General features: G+C 64.6%; 19 protein-coding genes. 15 read left to right on the forward strand and 4 right to left on the reverse strand.

What is annotated here, in order from left to right; all coding sequences use genetic code 11:
* Positions 1 to 75: 75 nt before the first annotated feature.
* On the reverse strand, positions 76 to 1,338 hold the full coding sequence (locus FJV43_RS31890) for an ABC transporter substrate-binding protein (protein ID WP_239622970.1): 1,263 nt from the start codon (positions 1,336 to 1,338) through the stop codon (positions 76 to 78).
* Positions 1,339 to 1,527: 189 nt separating this feature from the next.
* Between FJV43_RS31890 and FJV43_RS31895 the strand changes: the two genes are divergently transcribed.
* The 4 genes from FJV43_RS31895 to FJV43_RS31910 are packed head-to-tail and all read left to right on the forward strand — an operon-like array spanning position 1,528 to position 5,188.
* On the forward strand, positions 1,528 to 2,583 hold the full coding sequence (locus tag FJV43_RS31895; RefSeq protein WP_239622971.1) for a Gfo/Idh/MocA family oxidoreductase: 1,056 nt from the start codon (positions 1,528 to 1,530) through the stop codon (positions 2,581 to 2,583).
* Positions 2,580 to 3,446 (forward strand): IclR family transcriptional regulator, encoded by an 867-nt coding sequence (locus FJV43_RS31900; protein ID WP_156504988.1) that lies wholly within the window; start codon positions 2,580 to 2,582, stop codon positions 3,444 to 3,446. The genes FJV43_RS31895 and FJV43_RS31900 overlap by 4 nt, the downstream gene beginning before the upstream one ends.
* Before the next feature lie 21 nt (positions 3,447 to 3,467).
* Complete coding sequence (locus tag FJV43_RS31905; protein WP_239622972.1) at positions 3,468 to 4,361, forward strand: SDR family oxidoreductase; 894 nt, start codon at positions 3,468 to 3,470, stop codon at positions 4,359 to 4,361.
* The gene (locus tag FJV43_RS31910) at positions 4,358 to 5,188 is read left to right on the forward strand and encodes a sugar phosphate isomerase/epimerase family protein (RefSeq protein ID WP_239622973.1); all 831 of its coding nucleotides are present in this window, start codon (positions 4,358 to 4,360) and stop codon (positions 5,186 to 5,188) included. The genes FJV43_RS31905 and FJV43_RS31910 overlap by 4 nt, the downstream gene beginning before the upstream one ends.
* On the opposite strand, the gene FJV43_RS31915 is transcribed toward FJV43_RS31910, so the two are convergent.
* Positions 5,172 to 6,362 (reverse strand): helix-turn-helix domain-containing protein, encoded by a 1,191-nt coding sequence (locus FJV43_RS31915; protein WP_239629704.1) that lies wholly within the window; start codon positions 6,360 to 6,362, stop codon positions 5,172 to 5,174. The two genes, FJV43_RS31910 and FJV43_RS31915, sit on opposite strands and share 17 nt — an antisense overlap.
* On the opposite strand from FJV43_RS31915, the gene FJV43_RS31920 reads away from it, so the two are divergent.
* From FJV43_RS31920 to FJV43_RS31970, 11 genes are all read left to right on the forward strand, one after another.
* The gene (locus tag FJV43_RS31920) at positions 6,283 to 7,986 is read left to right on the forward strand and encodes an FAD-dependent oxidoreductase (RefSeq protein WP_061879173.1); all 1,704 of its coding nucleotides are present in this window, start codon (positions 6,283 to 6,285) and stop codon (positions 7,984 to 7,986) included. The two genes, FJV43_RS31915 and FJV43_RS31920, sit on opposite strands and share 80 nt — an antisense overlap.
* A 10-nt stretch (positions 7,987 to 7,996) precedes the next feature.
* Positions 7,997 to 8,335, forward strand: a complete 339-nt coding sequence (locus FJV43_RS31925) for an NIPSNAP family protein (RefSeq protein WP_061879154.1) — start codon at positions 7,997 to 7,999, stop codon at positions 8,333 to 8,335.
* Positions 8,336 to 8,367: 32 nt separating this feature from the next.
* The gene (locus tag FJV43_RS31930; RefSeq protein WP_061879153.1) at positions 8,368 to 9,162 is read left to right on the forward strand and encodes an SDR family oxidoreductase; all 795 of its coding nucleotides are present in this window, start codon (positions 8,368 to 8,370) and stop codon (positions 9,160 to 9,162) included.
* 14 nt (positions 9,163 to 9,176) lie between these two features.
* A complete protein-coding gene (locus FJV43_RS31935) occupies positions 9,177 to 9,920 on the forward strand; it encodes an SDR family oxidoreductase (protein ID WP_061879152.1) in 744 nt (247 codons plus the stop codon).
* 1,164 nt (positions 9,921 to 11,084) lie between these two features.
* The gene (locus tag FJV43_RS31940) at positions 11,085 to 12,344 is read left to right on the forward strand and encodes an aromatic ring-hydroxylating dioxygenase subunit alpha (RefSeq protein WP_239622974.1); all 1,260 of its coding nucleotides are present in this window, start codon (positions 11,085 to 11,087) and stop codon (positions 12,342 to 12,344) included.
* Positions 12,344 to 12,838, forward strand: a complete 495-nt coding sequence (locus FJV43_RS31945) for an aromatic-ring-hydroxylating dioxygenase subunit beta (RefSeq protein ID WP_239622975.1) — start codon at positions 12,344 to 12,346, stop codon at positions 12,836 to 12,838. The genes FJV43_RS31940 and FJV43_RS31945 overlap by 1 nt, the downstream gene beginning before the upstream one ends.
* A gap of 15 nt (positions 12,839 to 12,853) precedes the next feature.
* The gene (locus tag FJV43_RS31950) at positions 12,854 to 13,648 is read left to right on the forward strand and encodes an enoyl-CoA hydratase-related protein (RefSeq protein WP_239622976.1); all 795 of its coding nucleotides are present in this window, start codon (positions 12,854 to 12,856) and stop codon (positions 13,646 to 13,648) included.
* A 2-nt stretch (positions 13,649 to 13,650) separates the two neighbouring features.
* Positions 13,651 to 14,403 (forward strand): SDR family oxidoreductase, encoded by a 753-nt coding sequence (locus FJV43_RS31955; protein ID WP_239622977.1) that lies wholly within the window; start codon positions 13,651 to 13,653, stop codon positions 14,401 to 14,403.
* 1 nt (position 14,404) lies between these two features.
* Positions 14,405 to 15,340: an alpha/beta hydrolase gene (locus FJV43_RS31960; RefSeq protein WP_239622978.1), complete on the forward strand. Its 936-nt coding sequence runs from the start codon at positions 14,405 to 14,407 to the stop codon at positions 15,338 to 15,340.
* Complete coding sequence (locus FJV43_RS31965; protein ID WP_239622979.1) at positions 15,337 to 16,530, forward strand: acyl-CoA dehydrogenase family protein; 1,194 nt, start codon at positions 15,337 to 15,339, stop codon at positions 16,528 to 16,530. Before FJV43_RS31960 ends, FJV43_RS31965 begins: the two co-directional genes overlap by 4 nt.
* A gap of 104 nt (positions 16,531 to 16,634) precedes the next feature.
* A complete protein-coding gene (locus tag FJV43_RS31970) occupies positions 16,635 to 17,744 on the forward strand; it encodes an enoyl-CoA hydratase-related protein (RefSeq protein WP_239622980.1) in 1,110 nt (369 codons plus the stop codon).
* A 32-nt stretch (positions 17,745 to 17,776) separates the two neighbouring features.
* On the opposite strand, the gene FJV43_RS31975 is transcribed toward FJV43_RS31970, so the two are convergent.
* Both FJV43_RS31975 and FJV43_RS31980 read right to left on the reverse strand, forming a co-directional pair.
* Positions 17,777 to 18,922 (reverse strand): ABC transporter substrate-binding protein, encoded by a 1,146-nt coding sequence (locus FJV43_RS31975; RefSeq protein WP_239622981.1) that lies wholly within the window; start codon positions 18,920 to 18,922, stop codon positions 17,777 to 17,779.
* A gap of 49 nt (positions 18,923 to 18,971) precedes the next feature.
* Positions 18,972 to 20,018 (reverse strand): branched-chain amino acid ABC transporter permease, encoded by a 1,047-nt coding sequence (locus FJV43_RS31980; protein ID WP_239622982.1) that lies wholly within the window; start codon positions 20,016 to 20,018, stop codon positions 18,972 to 18,974.
* Between the last annotated feature and the right edge of the window lies 1 nt (position 20,019).

The raw sequence follows: 20,019 nt of genomic DNA on the forward strand, positions 1-20,019 counted from the left end.
GTCATCCGTTGTTGGTTTGCCCCGCACGATGCCGCGGCCGTCGGCCGCGACACAGCGCGAGGCTTTGAAACGACGTCAGAGCGTGTCCATCTTGCAGGCGCTGTCGGCCTTTGTACCGAAGGCCTTGGCGATATCGTCCGGCGTCTTCGGCAGTTCGGCCTTGACGTCGAAATAGTCCCACTTGTCGGTGATCTTCGGATGAATGCCAGCAACCAGGAGGCGGCTGATCATCTGGTGATCAAAATCCCGGTAAGCGAGGTCGATGTCGCCGCGGTGGTACTTCCAGTTCTCGAGTGCCTGGACGATGGCGCCCGGCTCGGTCGATTTCGCCATCTCGATGGAATCGAGCAGGCTCTTCATGCCGAGCCAGCCCATCCAGGCTTTGTCGGCGGCCGGCCTGTTGTGCTTCTTCTCGTAGGCTGCGGCCATCGCCTGTTCTTCGGGCGTATTGCTGGGGTTTTTGTACCACCAGCTAAGGGTGAACAGGCCGTCAGCAGCTTCGGGTCCCACGCCCCACAAGTCGGTATTGCCGACCGCGATCTCAGCAAAAGGGATCTTGCCCTTCATGCCGAGTTCGTTCCACTGCTTGAGGAACGTCGTGAGGTCGCTGGCAGCAATGCCGCCGATCACGACGTCGGGCTTCGCAGCGCGGATCTTCAGGATGAACGACGAATAATCCGGTGTACCGACCGGGACTTCGTCGGCGCCGACCACAGTGCCGCCATTGGCGGTGATGTAGTCGGTGAAGGAGCGCTTGATGTCCTGGCCGAAGGCGTAGGACGCGGTCAGCAGGTACCACTTCTTGCCGATCGACGCGCAATAGGGCGCGAGGACGCGGGCATGTACGTCAACGGGCGGCTGCAGGCGGAACGTATACTTGTTGCACGACTTGCCCGTGAGATCGCCGGTGGCGGCATTCGCGGCGACGTAGGGAATCTTGGCTTTCTTGGCGACCGACGAGATCGCTAGCGCGAACGAGGACAGCGCACCGCCGACCATGCCGACGACCTTCTGCTCGCCGACCAGGCGTTCCGCGCTCTGCTGGGCGCCTTGCGGATTGGGTTCGTCCAGCCAGACGATCTCCGCGGGCCGCCCCAGCAGCGTGTTGTTGCGCTGTTCCAGCGCGAGCATGCCGCCCTGGGCGAGATATTCCGCCTGATCGACGATCGAGCCGGTCTTGGCCCAGATCATCCCGATCTTGATCGGTTCGGCGGCCTCGGCATTGCCGATATAGGGCATGCCGAGGCGTGATGCGGCGAGCGATGTGGCGCCCAGCAGCAACCCGCGCCGGCCGATCCGTAACCCTGTCGTTGCGATCGTCTTCTTCTGTTCGGTCATTTTCGATCCTCCCCTTTCCCAAAAACCAGTCATTGCCGGTTGGCCGTACATGCGGCTCTTGCCGGAGGCCCTAACACGACTGGAATTGAATTCCAATATCCAAAATTGAAAATTGGAATCCAATTCCAATTTTAGAAGGCGCGTGCTAGAAGCCGTCCCGAAGCAATGCTGATGATGGGAGAGCGTCGAATGTCTGAGGTCGCGGTGGCAGTGTTCGGCGCTGGCGCGATCGGGCGGGCGCATGTCGAAACCCTGCGTCGTCTGGACTCCTGCGCGCTTGCGGCAATCGCCGAACCTTCAGCTGCGGGAAGGGCTTATGCGGAGGGGCTCGGTGTTCCCTGCTATGCGGATCCGCTCGATCTGCTGCGCGAGGTGAAGCCACAGGCGGCCGTCATCGCCACGCCGAACGCGACGCATCGCGAACTCGCCATCGCCTGCATCGAGCGCGGCATCGTGCCGCTGGTCGAGAAGCCGATCGCGAGCACGCTTGACGATGCGGCCGCAATTGCGGTCGCCTCCGAGCGCGCGAACCTGCCGGTCCTGGTCGGGCATCACCGGCGGCACAATCCGATCATCCGCCGGGCGCGCGCGATGATCGCCGAGGGCGCGCTCGGCCGCCTGACCAACGCGACCGTGCTCTATACTTTCTACAAGCCCGCCGACTATTTCGAAATGGCGTGGCGGCGCGAGCCCGGCGGCGGGCCGGTGCTGATCAACCTCATTCACGAGATCGACCTGATCCGCCATCTCTGCGGCGAGATCGTCTCGGTTCAGGCGATCGCGTCGAACGCGGTCCGCGGTTTCGACGTCGAGGACAGTGCCGCGGTTCTCTTGCGCCTCGCCAATGGCGCGCTGGTGACGCTGAACCTCAGCGACACCGCGGCCGCGCCCTGGAGCTGGGACCTTGCAAGCGGCGAGAGTCCGAATTATCCGCCCCAGCCCGTTGCGGTGCAGACTCATTTCCTGAGTGGCACCGAAGGCTCGCTCGCGCTGCCGACGCTCGACCATTGGCACTACGCCTCGGGCAAAAGCTGGTTCGCCCCGATCACGCGTGACAGCGTGAGGTTCGAACGCGGCGATCCTTACCGCGCGCAGCTCGACCATTTGGCGCGGGTGGTTCGCGGCGAGGAGCGGCCGCTGATTACCGCGCGCGATGGCGCGCTGACGTTGCGGGCCACAATGGCAGTTCACAAAGCCGCCAAAACCGGCCAGATAGTGCGCCCTGATCAGGAGATCGAATTGTGAATCAGGAAGCCCTGATGCTGAAAAACCCGGAAACCGGCGAGGCGCCGAGCGGCCTTCTGGAGCGCACGCTCGGCGTGCTCGAGCTGCTCGCGACCAACGCCCATGGCATGCTGCTGTTTGAGATCGCCGATTCCCTGCACATCCCGCGCAGCGCCACGCACCGCGTGCTGACCAGCCTGATCGAGCACGGCTACGTCAAGCAGGAGCGCGAGCAGGGCGCCTATCAGCTCACTGCCAAGATCGCGTCGCTTGCCTTCACCTTCCTCGCCGGCAGCGGCATCACCGATTTTGCCCAGCCGCTGCTCGATCGCCTGGCGCGGGAAAGCGGCGAGCTGGTGCGCCTTGCCATGATCGACGGGCGCGAGCTGGTCTGGGTCGCCAAGGCGCAAGGCTCGCCCGCCGGCCTGCGCTACGACCCTGACATGGGACAGGTCGGACGGCTGTCCTGCTCGGCGAGCGGTCACGCCTGGCTATCCTGTCTCTCCGACGACGACGCACGCGCGCTTGTCGAGAAGCAGGGGTATGGATTGCGCAAGGACTATGGACCGCGCGCTCCGGAAAGCTGGCCGGCTTTGCAAAAATATCTACGCCAAACCCGCAAGCGCGGGGTCAGCCTCTGCCTGCAGACCTATACGCCCTGGATGAACGCGTCCGCCGCACCGATCCGCCATCCCAAGACCAAGGAGGTGACCGGTGCCGTCGTCATCGCCGGCCCGCATATCCGCCTCACTGAAGAGCGGATGCTCGAGCTGGCGCCGGCGCTGATCCAGACCGCGCAGGAGCTTTCGATGGCGACGCTGGCCTCGCCCGGCCTCCAGGGCGGGCGGCCGCACGGCAGTTTTTTCGACACGAACGCTTCCTGAACAATGTGAGTCCCGAGTACGATGCGAATTCTGATTACGGGCGGTGGTGGCTTCATTGGTGCGTGGCTGGCGCGCCGTCTTGTCGATGGCGGGCATCAGCTTCAAATCTTCGAGCCGGTCGATCGTACGGCGCTGTTCAGCGCGATCGTGGGAGGCGCCGCGGCGGCGGTGGAGTGGCGCCTCGGTGATATCGCCGATGCGCATGCGGTGCGCGCGGCTGCCGAGGGATGCGATGGCATCATTCATCTGGCCGGCGTCCTGACGCCGGCATGCAAGGCCGATCCCGTTCGCGGCGCGATGATCAATCTGGTTGGAACGCTGAACGTCTTCAATGCGGCGCAGGGGCTGGGCATCCGGCGCATCGTGTTCACGAGCAGCGCCGGCGTGTACGGTCCCGACGACGCCACGACGCCGCGTCCAATCACCCATTACGGCACCTTCAAGCTGGCCTGCGAGGGCAGTGCGCGGGCCTATTGGGCGGATCACGGCATCGCCAGCGTCGGCTTCCGGCCCTACATCGTCTATGGCTTCGGCCGCGAGACCGGCTCGACCGCGGGGCCATCGCTGGCCTGTCGCGCAGCCGCGCGGGGAGAGAGCTACGTGATCCCTTATGCCAGCACCGCAGGTCTCGTGTTTGTCGACGACGTGGTCGCTGCCTACGAGGCCGCATTGTTGCGCGAGCCTGACGGCGCGCACGTCTTCAACCTGCCTGGCGAGGTGGTATCGAACGACGACGTCGTGGCCGCCGTGAGGGCCGTGGTCCCGGATGCGAAGATCGGCATCGACGGACCCGAGCTTCCTTTCGCCGAGGATATCGGAGAGGGCGACCTCAGGCGCGTATTTCCGAACCTGCCTGCGACTTCGCTGCGGGACGGCATTCGCCGTACCATCGAACTTTATCGGACGACGTCATGACGATCCCGGTTCTTGGTGCTCACACGTTCGGCTTCGCCTGGGATTGCGTCGCGGAGGAAGCCGTGGCGCAACTCGCCAATGCTGGCTATCGCACCGTTCAATTGATGGCGACGCCACCGCATTTCGATCCCTGGCGACAGGACGCCGGGCGCACGCAGCGGATCGGCGCGCTCATCGAGCGCCACGGTCTGTTCTTGCTGGCACTCGATCTCGCCAGCAGCGACATCAATCTGGCGAGCCCGTCGGCCGACGTGGTCGATTTCGCCGTCGAGGCCTACATGTCCGCGATCGATCGTGCCGCCGAACTTGGCGCGCACTGGATCTGCGTCGGCTCCGGACGGCGGCATGCGCTGCTGGCCAAGGCGAACGATCGCCTCATGACGAGCTTTCGCGCGGCCTTCGCCCGCATCCATGACAAGGCTCAGCGCACTGGAATCCCGATCATTCTCGAAAATCATCCGCAGGGGCTTCTGGCCAGCGCGAGCGATATCGTCCGCTTCCTCGATGCCGAAGGCTATGGCGACATGCCTGTTATCTACGACGTCGCCAACGCGCTTGCGATCGGCGAAGATCCGGTCGAGGGTCTTAACAGCTTGTGGCCGCGCCTCGGTATCGTTCATCTCTCCGATAGCCCGAAGGGGCAGTGGCGGCACGATCCGATCGGCACAGGCGACATCGACTTCGCGGCCATTGCCGCACTGTTGAAGCAGCGGAGCTACGGAGGCAAGATCGTCCTCGAGATCCTGTCCGACCGGCCGCTCGCAGATCTCGAAACGGGCACTGCCAGGTTGAAAGAGCAGGGGTTGGCCTTCACGCTCGGCTCTTGATCGCTCCGACGGGCGGTGTAGACCCGCCATTGCGGGCGGCGCGGGACGCGTCTGGTAACAGGCTCTCCCGAAAACGGCCGGGCGGCATGCCGACATTGCGTGAGAAGAACCGGTTGAAATAGGCCGGGTCCTCATAGCCGAGGATGGCGCCGATTTCGTTCACGCTCATGTCCGAATAGAGCAGATTGCGCTTGGCCTCGGTGAGCAGGCGATCGTGGATGAGCTCGAGCGATGACCGGCCGGTCGTGACCCGGCAGCAAGCATTGAGGCGCGCCGTCGTCACGCCGAGCTTGCGGGCGTAGAGGTCGAGCGGGGTGTGATCGCGATATTGCTGCTCGACCAGCTCGCGAAAGCGCATCACCGTGTCGGCATCGCGTGCGAGGGCAACGGGCCGCTCGCGTTCCTGCTCGCGCAGGCGGCGCACCGCCACCGCGAGCAATTGCAGATAGGCCTGGATGGCCGCCCGCCGGCCCGGCGCGGACCAGACGAATTCATGTTCGAGCGAGGCGGCCATGCCGACAAGGTCGATATCGTCACCGATCTGGTGCGAAAGAAACCGGGCCGGGAGGTGAAAGCCGTCGACGAGTTCAGGATCGTCGTCGAGCGCGGACTGCAGGAAGGGCGGGGCCACGGTGGTGACGTAGCCGTCGGTGCCGGGCTTGAAGCGGATGGCGTGGATCGTGAGCGCAGGGATGATCACAAGGGCCGGGGGCTTCAAGTCCCAGCGCTCGCCCTCAACCTCGATCGCCCCACCGCCCTTGCTGATGACCAGGATCTGGTGGTGGTCCGGGTGCGTATGCGTTCGGATTGTCCAATCGTGGCGGCCGCTCCGCACCGGGATAGGCTCGATATGCAGGAACGAGGGTTCGACCTTGGGAGCGGCCTCCTCATAGAGAAAATAGTGCGGGATCATGCCGGTGGTTCCCTCTGCGGCATCGGGCGCGCGTGCCGTTCGCTGCGCCGCGCTTACGAAAAGTACAATACGAAACAAGTTTCGTCCATTGGCGTCGCGGTTGAGCGCGCCTATCCAGAACGTGCGCATCCGCAAAGCCTGCAGCAAGCAGCGCTCCGGGATGTCGCGGGAGGGACTGCCAATGCCGGGACAGGAGCGTGATCTGTCGTGCGACGTGCTGGTCGTGGGCTCCGGTGCCGGCGGATTGTCCACCGCGATCACCGCGCGCAAGGCCGGGCTCGATGTGATCATCATCGAGAAGGATGAGTATTTCGGCGGCACCACTGCGTTCTCCGGTGGCGTGCTCTGGATCCCCGGCAATCGGCACGCGCGCGATGCCGGTGTATCCGATAGCCGTGAGGCGGCGCGGACCTACCTCAAGCACGAGGCCGGCAACCATTTCGACGATGCGGCGATCGATGCGTTCCTCGACGCCGGCCCGCGCATGCTCGATTTCTTCGAGCGGGAGAGCGAGGCGAAATTCATCCTCTCGGGCTATCCCGATTATCATCCTGACGTCGAGGGCGGCGCGCAGCAAGGCCGTTCGGTGACGGCGGCTCCCTACGACGCCCGGGCGCTGGGAGAGGACATCAAGCGGTTGCGGCCGCCGCTCGAGACCATCACCTTCATCGGCATGATGTTCAACTCGTCCAACGACGAGCTGAAGCATTTCTTCCGCGTAACGCGCTCGCTGACCTCTGCGGTCTATGTCGCCAAGCGGCTCGCGAGCCACCTCTGGGATCTCCTGCTGTATCGTCGCGGCGTCAAGATCACGAGCGGCAATGCGCTCGCGGCGCGCCTGGCGAAGACGGCATTGGATCTCCGGATTCCCTTGCTCACGGCAACGCCGGCACAACGGCTGATCAACGAGGGCGGCACCGTGACCGGTGCGGTCGTGCGCGATGCAAAGGGAGAGTACCGGATCACGGCGCGCCGTGCGGTGGTGCTGGCGAGCGGCGGTTTCCCACACGACGCCGCGCGTATCGCCCGTGCCTATCCTCACCTGGCAAGGGGCGGCGAGCATCTGTCGCCGACGCCCGCGGCCAACACCGGCGATGGCATTCGCATGGCAGAGCAGGCCGGAGGCACCTGCGACATCCGCTTCAGCAATGCCTCGGCCTGGATGCCGGTGTCGCGCGTTCCGCTGGGCGAGCGCACTGGCGTCTTCCCCCATCTCGTCGATCGCTACAAGCCTGGGGTCATCGCGGTCAATCGGCAGGGACGCCGCTTCACCAACGAATCCGAGTCCTATCACGATGTCGGCGCGGCCATGATTGCCGATGGCGCCGGCGGAAAGGAGACCGCGGCCTGGCTGATCTGCGATCACGCCACCATTCGGAAATACGGCCTCGGCTACGCCAAGCCGGCGCCGGTGCCGGTCGGGATCTTCGTGCGCAACGGCTATCTGAAGCGCGCCGCGACCCTGCGCGCGCTGGCGGAGGCAGTGGGCATCGATGCCGATGGTCTGGAACAGACCGTGCGCGCCTATAATGAGAGCGCGGTCCAGGGGATCGACCGCGCTTTCAAGCGCGGCAGCACCGCCTTCAACCGCTATCTCGGCGACGCCGAGCACAAGCCGAACCCGAATGTCGCTCCGATCGGTGCCGGGCCCTATTACGCGCTCAAGATCATCATGGGCGATCTCGGAACATTCGATGGATTGACCACCGACGTGGTCGGCCGAGTACTGCTCCGCGACGGCGCCGCCATACCGGGCCTCTACGCCGTCGGCAACGACCGCGCCTCGATCATGGGCGGCAACTATCCCGGCGCCGGCATCACGCTCGGGCCGATCATGACATTCGGTTACATCACCGGCCGCCATCTGGCCGGCCAGCAAGCCTGAAGGACATCCGATGACCGAACCTGCGATCGTCGATTTGCGCGTCTACACCATTCGCCTGCGCAAGATGGCGGAGTTCATCGATGTGTTCGACCGGCTCGCAATGCCGGTCCAGCTTCGTTATCTCGGTCGGCCGCTCGGAATGTTCACGAGCGCGGTCGGGCCGTTGAACCAGATCGTGCACCTCTGGGGCTTTCCCGACATGGGCGAGTTCGAGCGCCGGCACGCTGCGCGCGACAAGGACTCGGATTGGCCGGCTTACCTGAAGGCGTCAGAGCATCTCATCACGGCGCAGGAGAACCGGCTGATCCGCAGGATCGAACTGCCGTCGCTGGCTGGCTTGACGACCTGACGCGCCGGCGTCCTCAACTCCCGGAGATTTGCATGACATGGATCGACCTCACCGCAAAAATTGCGATCGTCACCGGCGGCGGTGCCGGCATCGGGCGAGGCATCGCGCATGGTCTTGCCGCGGTCGGAGCGAATGTGGTGGTGCTCGATCGCGATGAGGCGGGGGCATCCGTCGCGGCAGAGATTCGCCAAGGGGGAGGGCAGGCAGAGTTCTTCGTCTGTGATGTCACTGGCGATGACGATGTCGCGCGCATCGCCGAGCATGTCGGGACGAAGGTCGGTTCTCCCGATATTCTGGTGAACAATGCAGGCACTATGCTGCCTGGCGGTCTCGACGCCGTCAGTATGGCGGATTGGGACAAGATTCTTGCGCTCAACCTGACCGGCTATCTGCGTTGTGCGCGGGCGTTCGGCGCGCCGATGCTGGCGCGGATGGCGGGCGCGATCGTCCACGTCGCCTCGATCGCGGCCTCTTTTCCGCAAGGACATAGTGGTGCCTATAGCGTGAGCAAGGCGGGCGTCGTCATGCTCTCCCGTCAGCTCGCGACCGAGTGGGGACCATGCTGCGTGCGCAGCAACGTCGTCAGTCCAGGCATGATCCGCACCCCGATGACCGAAGCCATCTACCGGGCGCAAGGTGTTGAGGCCGCGCGGCAAAAGCTCGTGCCGTTGCGCAGGATCGGCCGGTCCGGAGATATCGCCGATGCGGTGGTGTTTCTGGCAAGCGAACGTGCGAGCTACATCAGCGGCGAAGAGATCGTCGTCGATGGCGGCTTCACCAGGACAATGATGGGCATCGTTCCGCGACCGGGGTTCGAGGACAATTGATAGGGAGCGCAGCGATGCTGCTGGAGGGAAAGATCGCGGTCGTCACCGGCGGCGGTTCCGGGATCGGTGCGGCGATCGCACGGCTGTTCGTTGCCGAGGGCGCGAAAATCGTGATTGGCGATCTCGCCGAAAGCGGTGCGGGCCTCGCGGCGGAGCTTACCGACGACGGATTTTCCGTTACGTTCCAGCGCCTCGACGTGACCGATGAGGCTGATGTTGCTGCGCTGATGCAATTCGCGACATCCCGCTTTGGCCGGCTAGACATTCTTGTCGCCAATGCCGGCATTCCCGAGCGCAAGTCGCCGATCCATGAGCTCGATCTTGCCGATTGGCGTCGCGTGATCGACGTCGATCTCACCGGCGTCGCACTCTGCAACAAGTTCGCGGCCGGCGCCATGCTGGCGGCAGGCGGCGGTGCGATCGTCAACATGGCGTCGATCCTTGCCCATGTCGGCCAGGAGAACAGCAACGCCTATTCCGCCGCAAAGGCCGCCGTCGTCAATCTAACCCGCTCCGTCGCCCTGACCTATGCAAAGTGCGGCATTCGGGTCAATTGCGTCTCGCCGGGCTATGTCGATACGCCGCTTCTTGCCAAGCTTCCCGAAGCGACCCGGCAGGCGATGCTGGTGCGCCAGCCGATCGGCCGTCTGGCCCGTCCCAAGGAGATCGCGGAGGTTGTTGCCTTTCTCGCCAGCGACAAGGCATCGATCATCACCGGCGCCTGCATCAACGCCGACGGGGGCTACACGGCGATCTAGTCTGTTCATTTGCGCCACAGAATGGATGACGTGTGCTCCCTCTGGTGTTCGCTGGACCAAATTGGCTCAAATTGGCCCATGATGGATTGGAGCGAGAGTTTAGTAATTCCAGCCAGTTAGAAGGCCGCGTGTGCACGACGTGTGCACCGGTAGATCAAGAAAAATCCATCATTAGCCAGCTTTGGCAAGCGGCCTTGGAGCGATGATGGGGCTCGGGAGGTAGTTTCGTGCGATAGGATTGACGTGCGTATGTCTTCGCCGGGGCCCTGCCGATGTGGCAGCCTCAATGAGCGTCTGATGAATTGCTCAAACCAGAGCGGGCCGACGACCACAAACTTAGAAGCGCCGAGGGAGGGCCGACGGTCAGTCAGTCGATCCGTTCTGTCCCCTCGAGAATGTCCATCTCTTCCACGGTCAAAGACGCGAGAATGGGCGAAAGTATTCGCTCAACGGTTCCATTTCGACGAGCCCGGCCCAACGCCCGAGAGTGGCAAACGCATTTGATCAATTCTACAATTTTTAGTTGAGTTGTGCCCCCGACGCAGAGAGCGTATGTCCGGCTACATCTGCTACCAAGAGCTCTCGAGCGCGAAAAGAACAACCATGAAGGCCCTGAACGAGCAGCGCGTTCACGTGGCCGCACTTCGAGCGCGGCGTTCCGGATGCTCGGCACGGCGATCCGCCAAACCAGCAGCCGCGTTCAGTTGAAGCGAGCCGGTCGCGGACTACCAACTTGTTCAGGCGATGATCGCCGACTGCCCGACCGAGATTTCAAGTCGATGATCCTCGATACTGCGCGCAAGCGCGACCGCGCCTCCGGAGGGGATTCTGCTGGAGTCGCGCGACAACAGCGTAAGCTATCCGGCCTGTGTCTTCGCTGATGAAAGATGGAACGGCAGCGGGCCGGCAACTCAGCCTTCGAGTTTCGGTTGCCGCTGACACGGCAACCCGAACCTTTGCGCGCCGAACGGCTCTCCGCGAGGGCTTCTGCTCCGGCTGCCGGCAGCGGCGTTTGAACCCCGGCGCTGGCCGACCGGCCTTGGCAGTTGCACCCTATCGCCGGGGGCAATGGCGTCAGACCGTGCATTCGAACTTGCCTGACGGCGGTAGCTCTGCTAATAGTTAAACGGTCAGTCGGATTATTATTCGCTCGAGGGCCGGACGATGAACGTTGTGCGACGGATGGCGCAATGGAACGAGCTGATCCACCCCGATCGGGTCCATGGCTCGCTCTACACCGATCGTTCCATCTTCGAGGCGGAGCTGCAGAACATCTGGTACCGGACCTGGGTCTACGTCGGCCACGAGAGCGAGGTCCCGAAGACCAACGACTACGTAATCAAGTCGATCGGCCCGCAATCCGTGATCATGACGCGCGACGAGCAGGGCAAGGTCAACCTGCTGCTCAACCGCTGTTCCCATCGCGGCAATCAGGTCTGCTCCTATGAGCGCGGCAATGCGCGGTCCTTCACCTGTCCGTTCCACTCATGGACCTTCGCCAATGACGGCCGCCTGGTTGGCTATGCCTTCCCCGATGGTTACGAGGGACAGGACAGGGCCGAGCTCGCGCTCGGTCGGGTGACGCGCGTCGAATCCTACCGCGGGTTTGTGTTCGGCTCCTTCGCCGCCGATGGGCCAACGCTGAAGGAGCATCTCGGGGGCGCCACGGAGACCATCGACCGGCTGGCGCGCACGTCGCCGGAGGGCGAGGTCGAGATCACGGCGGGCTTCCTCAAGCATCGCGTGAAGGCGAACTGGAAGTTCATCCTTGAGAACGAGTGCGACGGCTATCATCCGGCCTTCGTTCACACCTCGATCTTCGGCGTCGCCGACAGCATGATCGGCAAGCTCTATGGCGGGACCTCGACCGCACTGACCCGCGACTACGGCAACGGCCACACGGAGATCGACCTGCGGCCGGAGTTCCGCAAGCGCGACCTGCCGATGAGCTGGTTCGGCACCAGTGAAGAGCGCTTGCCCGCCTACGCGGCGCGCATGAAGGCGGCTTATGGCGATACGTCCGCGCGCGAGATCATGATCGACGGCACGCCGCATGTGATGATCTTCCCGAACCTGTTCATTGCCGAAATCCAGATGTTCGTCATTCAGCCGCTCGGTGTCGACGACAGTGTGCAGCACGTCACTGCGCTCCAGTTCAAGGGGGCGCCCGACCTCAACCGCCGCCTGCGCCAGCAGACCATGGGCTCCGTCGGCCCGGCCGGCTTCCTGCTCGCCGACGATTCCGAGATGTACGAGCGCTGCCATCGCGGCGTGCTGGCGCGCAATCCGGAATGGGTCTTTCTCGGCCGCGGCGAAAAGCGCGAGCGCCGGGACGAGCTCGGCTTCAAGGTCGGCCACGTCACCGACGAAGTGCCGTCGCGCGGCATCTGGGCCCACTATCGCAAGCTGATGGAGGCCGCCTGATGCTGTCGCGCGAGAGCAGCGCCACGCTGATGAGCGCGGTGACCGCCTTCCTGAATCGCGAGGCGCGCCTGCAGGACGAGCATCAATACGAAGCCTGGGAAAGGCTCTGGACCGATGACGGCGTCTACTGGGTGCCGGCCAACGGCGCCAATATCGATCCGGAGCGGGAGATGTCCATCATCTACGACAACCGCTCGCGGATAGCCCTGCGCGTGCGCCAGCTCATGACAGGCAAGCATTTCACCCAGACTCCGCAATCGAACCTGCGCCGGCTCGTCTCCAACATCGAGCTGATGGACGAGCGACCGGGCGGCGACATTGCGGTGGCCAGCAACAGCCTGATCTTCGAATCGAGCTTGCGCGACGACACGCTGTGGGCCGCCCGCAACGAGTATCGACTGCGCCATGTCGATGGCGACCTGCGCATGGCTTACAAGAAGGTGGTGCTCGTCAACAACGACAAGGCGATCTACACGCTGTCATTCCTGGTCTAGGAAAGCTCTCGCGCCATGATCGACAAGGGACCCGTTCTGCTCGACATCGACGACGGCATCGCGCGCCTGCGTCTCAACCGGCCCGATGCCGCGAACGGGATGAGCGTCGAGCTTCTCGGCGCGCTCTGCGATGCCATCATGGCGTGTCACGGCCACCCCGATCTGCGCGTGGTGCTGCTGAGCGGCGAGGGCGCGAACTTCTGCGCCGGTGGCGACGTGCGTGCCTTTGCATCCAAGGGCGAGAAATTGCCGGACTATATCCGCCAGGCGACGGCCTATCTGCAGAATGCGGTCAGCGGTTTGCTGCGGCTCGAAGCGCCCGTCATCGCCTCGGTGCACGGCTTTGCGGCGGGCGGCGGCGGCTTCGGCCTCGTCTGCGCCTCCGACATCGTCATCGCGGCCGAGTCGGCCAGGTTCCTTGCGGGGGCGACGCGGGTGGCGATGGCGCCGGATGCGGGCGTATCCGTCACGCTGTCCCGCCTGGTGGGCCTGCGGCGCGCGATGTCGATCCTCCTCACCAATCCCGTGATTACGGCGGCCGAGGCGCTACACATGGGAATCGTCACCAAGGTCGTTCCTGACGACGAACTCACTGAGGCCTCGCTGGCGCTGGCGCGCGAGCTCGCCGCCGGCGCGCCGAAGGCGCTTGCCGCGACCAAGCGCCTGGTCTGGGCCGGCACCGGGACGAGTATCGAGCAATGCCTATCCGAAGAGGCGCGCACGGTCTCGGAGCTGTCGGGCATGGCCGACGCGCGCGAGGGCCTTGCCGCCGTCATCGAGCGGCGCAAGCCCGTCTTCGCGGGACGCTGAGCGTGGCCGATACGCTTCCATTCGGACGTCTGGACGGCCGGCGCGCCTTCGTGTCGGGCGGCGCGCGCGGCATTGGCGCCGCGATTGCAAAGAACTTCGTCGGCGCGGGCGCCAATGTCGTGATTGCCGATCTCGACATGGCTCAGGCTTCCGAAACAGCGCGGCAGATGGGCGCCGTGGCGGTTCGTCTCGACGTCAGCGATGCGGGCGCGGTGCAGGCGGCGATGGCGCAGCACGGGCCGTTCGACATCCTGGTCAACAATGCCGGGATCGACCAGCACGCCTTTTTCACGGAAACAACGCCGCAGGACTGGGCGAAGCTGATCGCGGTCAATCTCACGTCCGTTCTGGCCTGCACCCACGCCGTCCTGCCGGCGATGCAGGCTGCAAGGTACGGCCGCATCATCAACATCACTTCCGAAGCCGCCCGGCTCGGCTCCAGGGGCGGGGCGGTTTACTCCGCCGCCAAGGGCGGGGTCATCGCCTTCACCAAGAGCATGGCGCGAGAGAACGCGCGCTACGGCATCACGGCGAACGCGATTGCGCCCGGCCCGATCCGCACGCCAATGCTGGATCAGGCGGTCGCCCGCGGTGGCGACAGGATTCTTCGCGCGATGACCGACGCAACCTTGCTGGGCCGACTCGGCGAGCCCGATGAGGTGGCAGCGGCCGCGCTGTTCCTCGCTTCCGACCAGGCCGCTTACATCACGGGTGAGACGCTCGGCGTGTCCGGCGGCATGGGGATCGGCGGTTGAGATGAAGGATGCGGCCAGCGATATTGCGGTGACCCCCGTGGATCGTGCGGTCGAGCGGCTGCAGTCGATTTACCGCAAATGGACGCGCGATACGGGCGTCGAGCAGATGCGTCGCGATTGGGATGAAGCGTTCGCGGGCTGCTCCGTGCCGGTGACCTGCCGTCAGGTCTCCGCCGGCGGTGTCGAGGGCGAGTGGATCGTGCCGGCCGCCGCGCTGCAGGAGAGAGCCATCCTCTATCTGCACGGCGGTGGCTTCCGTGTCGGCTCGATCGCCTCGCACCGCGATCTGATCGCGCGCATCGTTCACGCCTGCGGCTGCCGCCTCCTGGCGATCAACTACCGCCTGGCGCCGGAGCATCGCTTTCCAGCCGCGCTGGACGATGCCTTGAGCGCCTATCGATACCTGCTCGACCAAGGCTTGCGGCCGGCCGACATCGCGCTCGCGGGAGATTCGGCCGGCGGCAATCTCGTACTGGGCGCCATGCTGGCGTTGCGTGATGGCGGCGAGCCCCTGCCGGCTGCCGCCGTGCTGATGTCGCCCTGGACCGACCTCGCCGCGACAGGTGCGAGCTACGAAAGCCGCGCGAAGGCCGACCCGATCCATCAGCGTGCGATGATCCTCGCGCTTGCGAAGAACTATCTGGGCCGGGATGGCGATCCGCGTCATCCGCTGGGCTCACCGCTCTACGCCGATCTGTCCGGCTTGCCGCCGCTTCTGATCCAGGTCGGCGACCGCGAGACGGTGCGCGACGATTCGACCGAGCTCGCTGCAAGAGCCAGGGCTGCCGCCGTCAACGTCGAGCTGCAGATCTTCGATGGCATGATCCACGTGTTCCAGATGTTCCCGGAAATCCCGCAGGCTGGAGAAGCGATCGCCGCGCTTGCAAATTTCCTGCGCGGACATCTGCACATCGAAGATGGGAGGGCGGCACAATGAACGTCATGACTTCAGGTTCCCGCCAGCCGGTTGACGCCGAATTCCAATTTTCGGAGCAGCCCAATCTGCCCGAAGAGCTTCGCATGCTGCGCGAGCAGGTACGCCGCTTCGTCGAGAAGGAGGTCGTGCCGCAGGGCGACGCCTGGGAGCGCGACGGCAAGATCCCGCGCGAGATCTTTCGCCGCATGGGGGCGCTCGGATTCCTCGGCATGCGCCACGCGCCGGAGTATGGCGGCACCGACATGGGCCCGCTGGCCTCGATGGTGTTCGCCGAGGAATTGGGGCGCTCGAGTTTCGGCGGTTTCACGTCGTCGATCCTGGTGCACACCGACATGTCGGCGGTGCACATCTCGCTGCGCGGCACGCCGGAGCAGAAGCAGAAATACCTCCCGGCAATCATCCGCGGCGAGACCATCTGCTCGATCGCAGTGACCGAGCCGGACGCCGGCTCCGACGTCGCCGGTCTGAAGACCCGCGCGACCCGCGATGGCGACGGCTGGGTGATCAACGGCTCCAAGATGTTCATCACCAATGCGGTCTACGGCGACATCCTGATCGTCGCGGCCCGTACCGATCCGCATGCCAAAGGCAGCCGCGGTCTTTCGCTATTCATCGTCGATCGCAATTTGCCCGGCATCGCCGTGACCGAGCTCGACAAGCATGGCTGGCTCTGCTCGGACACCGCCGAGATCGCCTTCCAGGACGTCCGTGTACCGGCGAATGCCCTGCTCGGGGAGGAGAACAAGGGCTTCTACGGCATCATGGAGACGTTCCAGAACGAGCGCATCTGCATCGGCGGCATCTGTGCCGGCGAATCCGCCAAGGCGATCGAGCTGACGGCAAGCTACGTGAAGACGCGGCAGGCGTTCGGCGGACCGCTCTGGAATCAGCAGGCCGTGCGGCTGAAGCTCGCGCAGCTCGCGGCCAAGGCCGCCGCCGCGCGCCAGCTTGCCTATCACGCCGCCGAGCTCGCCGCGGCCGGGCAGCCGTGCTTGCGCGCGGTGTCGATGGTTAAGGCGCTGTCGCCCGAGGTGCTGCACGAAGTCGTGCACGGCTGTCTGCAGTTGCACGGCGGCAGTGGCTTTATGCGCGGCACGCCGATCGAGCGTATGGTTCGGGACGCGCGGGTCCTGACCATCGGCGGCGGCGCCACCGAAGTCATGCTGGAAGAAGTCGCGAAACGGATATAGCCGGACCCTTGCTGACGGGGAGCACGAGAATGCAGAACACGCGTTCCGACACCGCGCGGGCGCTCTACGCGGCGCTGGCGGCCGGAAACAGGGAGCAGCTCGAGATGCTGCTCCATCCGGATTTCGTCGGCGAGATCGCCGAGGGAATGCCCTTCGGCATTGGCGGCCGGCACGAGGGCTCCTCTGCGATGCGCCGCAATGGGTGGGGCGCGATCGCCCGGCATTTTGCGGCACGTGCGGAGCCGGAGCGCTTTCTCGAGGTCGGAAAGGCGTGCCTGCTCGTGACCGGCCGGTATCGTGGCGAGGGCAGGCATGGAGGAGCCTCTCTCGACGCCTCCTTCGCGCACCTCATCACGTTCGAGGGCGAGCGCATCACGCGTCTCGAGCAATATACCGATACGGCTCGCTGGCATGATGCCGCGAGCCCGTTCAAGACCGTCCTCCTCGATATCGCGGATGGTGTTGCAACGCTTAGGCTCAATCGTCCCGACAAGGGCAATGCCATCAACGAAGAGATGGCCGCGGATCTTGAGGAAGTTTCAGTGCGAATTGCCGAAGCCCCGGGCTTGCGCGCCGTGCTGATTGCAGGAAACGGTTCGAACTTCACCGTGGGAGGCGATGTCACTCTCTTCGCCGGCACGCCGTCCGCCGAGTTGCCGGGCAAGCTTCGTCGCATGATCGATGGCTACCATCGCGCCATCGATCGCTTGACCAGCATCGATGCACCGGTCGTGGCGGCGGTGCGCGGCGCGGCGGCCGGAGGCGGATTGGGCCTCCTCTACATTGCGGACATCGTGGTCGCATCCACCGACGCGCGGTTTGCGCTCGGATATGGCGCGCTGGGCCTGACCTCCGACGGCGGTAACACCTGGTTCCTGCCACGGATGGTCGGCATGCGGCGGGTGCAGGAACTGTTCCTGCTCAATCGCCGCCTGTCGGCGCAGGAGGCCCTAGAATTCGGCTTGGTCTCCCGCCTGGTGCCGGACGATGCGGTGGAAGCGGAAGCACTTGCCATCGCCCGCGAGCTGGCGGTGGGGCCGACGCGGGCCTTTGGCGCCATGCGGCGCATGCTACGGCAGTCCTTTGAAACGAGCCTCGGCAATCAACTCGAAGCCGAAATGCAATCCATCGTCGGCGCGAGCCAGTCCGACGATGCGCGCGAGGGCATCGCCGCCTTCGCGGCCAGGCGTCGGCCCGTCTTCAAAGGCGGATGACCGGGCGCTGCACGGCCATCCGCCGGTGGTGATCACTTCACCGGCTTAAAGCTGACCGTAGCCGTGTCGGCCTGCATGATCTGCAGCTTCTGGTTTGAGAAGCGGACGCCGGGTCCGAAGCTGATCGGAGCCATCACGCCGGTCTCGACATTCTTGGTCTTCTCCAGCTCGCTGATCGTACAGGCCCAGGTCGGCTGCTTGCCGCAACGCTCGATCGCCGCGATCAGGACCTTGGCCGCGGCATAGCCGCTCATCGTGTAGCGATTGATCCCCTTGAACTCGGCTTCCGACACGAGCGGCTTTGCCTTCTCGAGGAACGCCTTGCCGGCTTCGCCGGCAAAAGGCTCGACATAGTCCACCGCGAAGATGCCATCGCCGGCCGGTCCCATCAGCTTGAGCACCGGCTCGACGCGGCCGGGCCAGAAGATGCCGGTCACCGGCTTGACGTTGAGCTTCTCGAGCTCCTTCATCATCGCGATATTCTCCGCGATTATGCCGCCGGCCAAGAATACTTCGGCGCCGGAATCCTTCAGTTGGAGCATGTCGGACGAGAAATCCTGCTGGCCCTTCTTGTAATTGCCGCTGTAGACGACGTTCAGCTTCTTCGACTTGACCACGGAATCGAAGCCATCGCGCACCGTGATGCCGTAGTCGTCGTCCTGCGTGATGAGGCCCCATTTCTTGCCAGGGTTCTTTTCCGCGAGGTAGTTGACGAGATGAATGATTCCTTCTTCGTAGGATTGACCGACCACGAACACGTTCTTGCGCGGCGGCTCCCACAGCAGCTTGACCGGCGCGACGTCAATCACCGTCGGGATGCCTGCCTTCTCGAGCACGGGCATCACGGCGATCGACTGGCCGGAGCCGGACATGCCGAGCATGGCAAAGACCTTGTCGACCTCGATCAGCTTCTTGGCGCCCTGGATGGTGCGCGCAGTGACGTAGCCGTCATCCTCCAGCACGTACTTGATCTTGCGGCCGTTGATGCCACCGGCGTTGTTGGCTTCCGCGATCGCGATCTTGTGGCCGATCGAAGCGGCGACGCCGAGGAGCGCCGGCGGACCGGTGAGCGGTTCGACGTCGCCGATCAGGATCTCCGTGTCGGTGATACCAGGGTCGGCAGCCAACGCGCTGCCGCCGGCGAGCAGGGCCGCTGCGAGCAGCAGGGACGCAGTCATTGGATGATTTCTCATGTCTCTGTCCTCCCTCAAAAATTGATCTTTGTATTCAGTATCGCAGTGGCCAGTTCACCCAGGCGCGGCGGATGTCGTGCCAGGCACCGACCAGGCCGCGCGGCTGAAAGCGAAGGAACAGGATGATGACGAGGCCGTAGAGCATGCTCTTCAGCTCCTGCGCCCCGGTCGTGAACACCGCGTCGAGCTGCGCGCTGAAGACGCTGAAGACGAGGCGCGTCGCCTCGGGAAGCAGCACGATCAGAACGGTCCCGAGCACGGCGCCGAGCGCCGAGCCGAGGCCGCCGACGATCAGGATCGCGAGCGCCTCGATCGATAGCAGGAACGGAAAGCCTTCGACGCTGACGAAGGAGAGGTAGATGCCGTAAAGGGCGCCGGCGAGGCCGGTAATGAAGGCCGACGTGACGAAGGCGAGCAGCTTGTAGGCATGCAGGTTGATGCCCATGACGCGGGCCGCGGTGTCGTTGTCGCGGATCGCGACAAAAGCCCGACCGACCCGGCTGCGGCGAATGTTGAGCGTGGCGAACAGGGTCAGCGTGGCAATCCCGAGGCAAAGGTAGGTGAAGGCCGCGTCGCCGTCAAAGCTGATGCCGAGAATCTCCGGCCGCTGCACGGAGATGCCGCGGGCGCCGTTGGTGAGCCAGCGCATCTCCAGGATCACCGTGTTGATGATGAACGAAAAGGCAAGCGTCGTGATCGCGAGGTAGAGGCCCTTCAGGCGCAGCGACGGCGCACCGACGATCAGGCTGGCCAGCGCCGGGACGAGCCCCGCGCCGAGGAAGCCGACCAGGGGCGGCATGTGATATTTCGACACCAGGATGGCGTAAGCATAGGCGCCGGTGACGAGGAAGCCGACGTGGCCAAGCGAGATCAATCCGGTGTAGCCGGTCAGGATGTTGAGGCCGAGCGCGCCGGTCACGGTGATCAGGATGATCATCAGGAACGACAGCGCGTAGGCGTTCAGCACGTGGGGCGCGGCGATCAGCGCCAGCATCAGCACCGCCGACCACAGCCAGACCGGGGGTGAATCGATCAGGGCGACGAGTTCGCCATAGGTCTGCTTGTAGTCGCCGGTGCGCATC

Origin of the sequence: Bradyrhizobium sp. I71, assembly GCF_022354745.1 — a bacterium.
Lineage (GTDB): Bacteria > Pseudomonadota > Alphaproteobacteria > Rhizobiales > Xanthobacteraceae > Bradyrhizobium > Bradyrhizobium liaoningense.

Bases quoted from the DNA above. Each gene is read 5' to 3' on its own strand.
- FJV43_RS31965 (WP_239622979.1), top strand. From the start codon at position 15,337: ATGAACGTCATGACTTCAGGTTCCCGCCAGCCGGTTGACGCCGAATTC.
- FJV43_RS31975 (WP_239622981.1), bottom strand. From the start codon at position 18,922: ATGACTGCGTCCCTGCTGCTCGCAGCGGCCCTGCTCGCCGGCGGCAGC.
- FJV43_RS31895 (WP_239622971.1), top strand. From the start codon at position 1,528: ATGTCTGAGGTCGCGGTGGCAGTGTTCGGCGCTGGCGCGATCGGGCGG.
- FJV43_RS31920 (WP_061879173.1), top strand. From the start codon at position 6,283: ATGCCGGGACAGGAGCGTGATCTGTCGTGCGACGTGCTGGTCGTGGGC.
- FJV43_RS31905 (WP_239622972.1), top strand. From the start codon at position 3,468: ATGCGAATTCTGATTACGGGCGGTGGTGGCTTCATTGGTGCGTGGCTG.
- FJV43_RS31960 (WP_239622978.1), top strand. From the start codon at position 14,405: ATGAAGGATGCGGCCAGCGATATTGCGGTGACCCCCGTGGATCGTGCG.
- FJV43_RS31910 (WP_239622973.1), top strand. From the start codon at position 4,358: ATGACGATCCCGGTTCTTGGTGCTCACACGTTCGGCTTCGCCTGGGAT.
- FJV43_RS31970 (WP_239622980.1), top strand. From the start codon at position 16,635: ATGCTGCTCCATCCGGATTTCGTCGGCGAGATCGCCGAGGGAATGCCC.
- FJV43_RS31945 (WP_239622975.1), top strand. From the start codon at position 12,344: ATGCTGTCGCGCGAGAGCAGCGCCACGCTGATGAGCGCGGTGACCGCC.
- FJV43_RS31950 (WP_239622976.1), top strand. From the start codon at position 12,854: ATGATCGACAAGGGACCCGTTCTGCTCGACATCGACGACGGCATCGCG.
- FJV43_RS31980 (WP_239622982.1), bottom strand. From the start codon at position 20,018: ATGCGCACCGGCGACTACAAGCAGACCTATGGCGAACTCGTCGCCCTG.
- FJV43_RS31935 (WP_061879152.1), top strand. From the start codon at position 9,177: ATGCTGCTGGAGGGAAAGATCGCGGTCGTCACCGGCGGCGGTTCCGGG.
- FJV43_RS31940 (WP_239622974.1), top strand. From the start codon at position 11,085: ATGAACGTTGTGCGACGGATGGCGCAATGGAACGAGCTGATCCACCCC.
- FJV43_RS31890 (WP_239622970.1), bottom strand. From the start codon at position 1,338: ATGACCGAACAGAAGAAGACGATCGCAACGACAGGGTTACGGATCGGC.
- FJV43_RS31925 (WP_061879154.1), top strand. From the start codon at position 7,997: ATGACCGAACCTGCGATCGTCGATTTGCGCGTCTACACCATTCGCCTG.
- FJV43_RS31930 (WP_061879153.1), top strand. From the start codon at position 8,368: ATGACATGGATCGACCTCACCGCAAAAATTGCGATCGTCACCGGCGGC.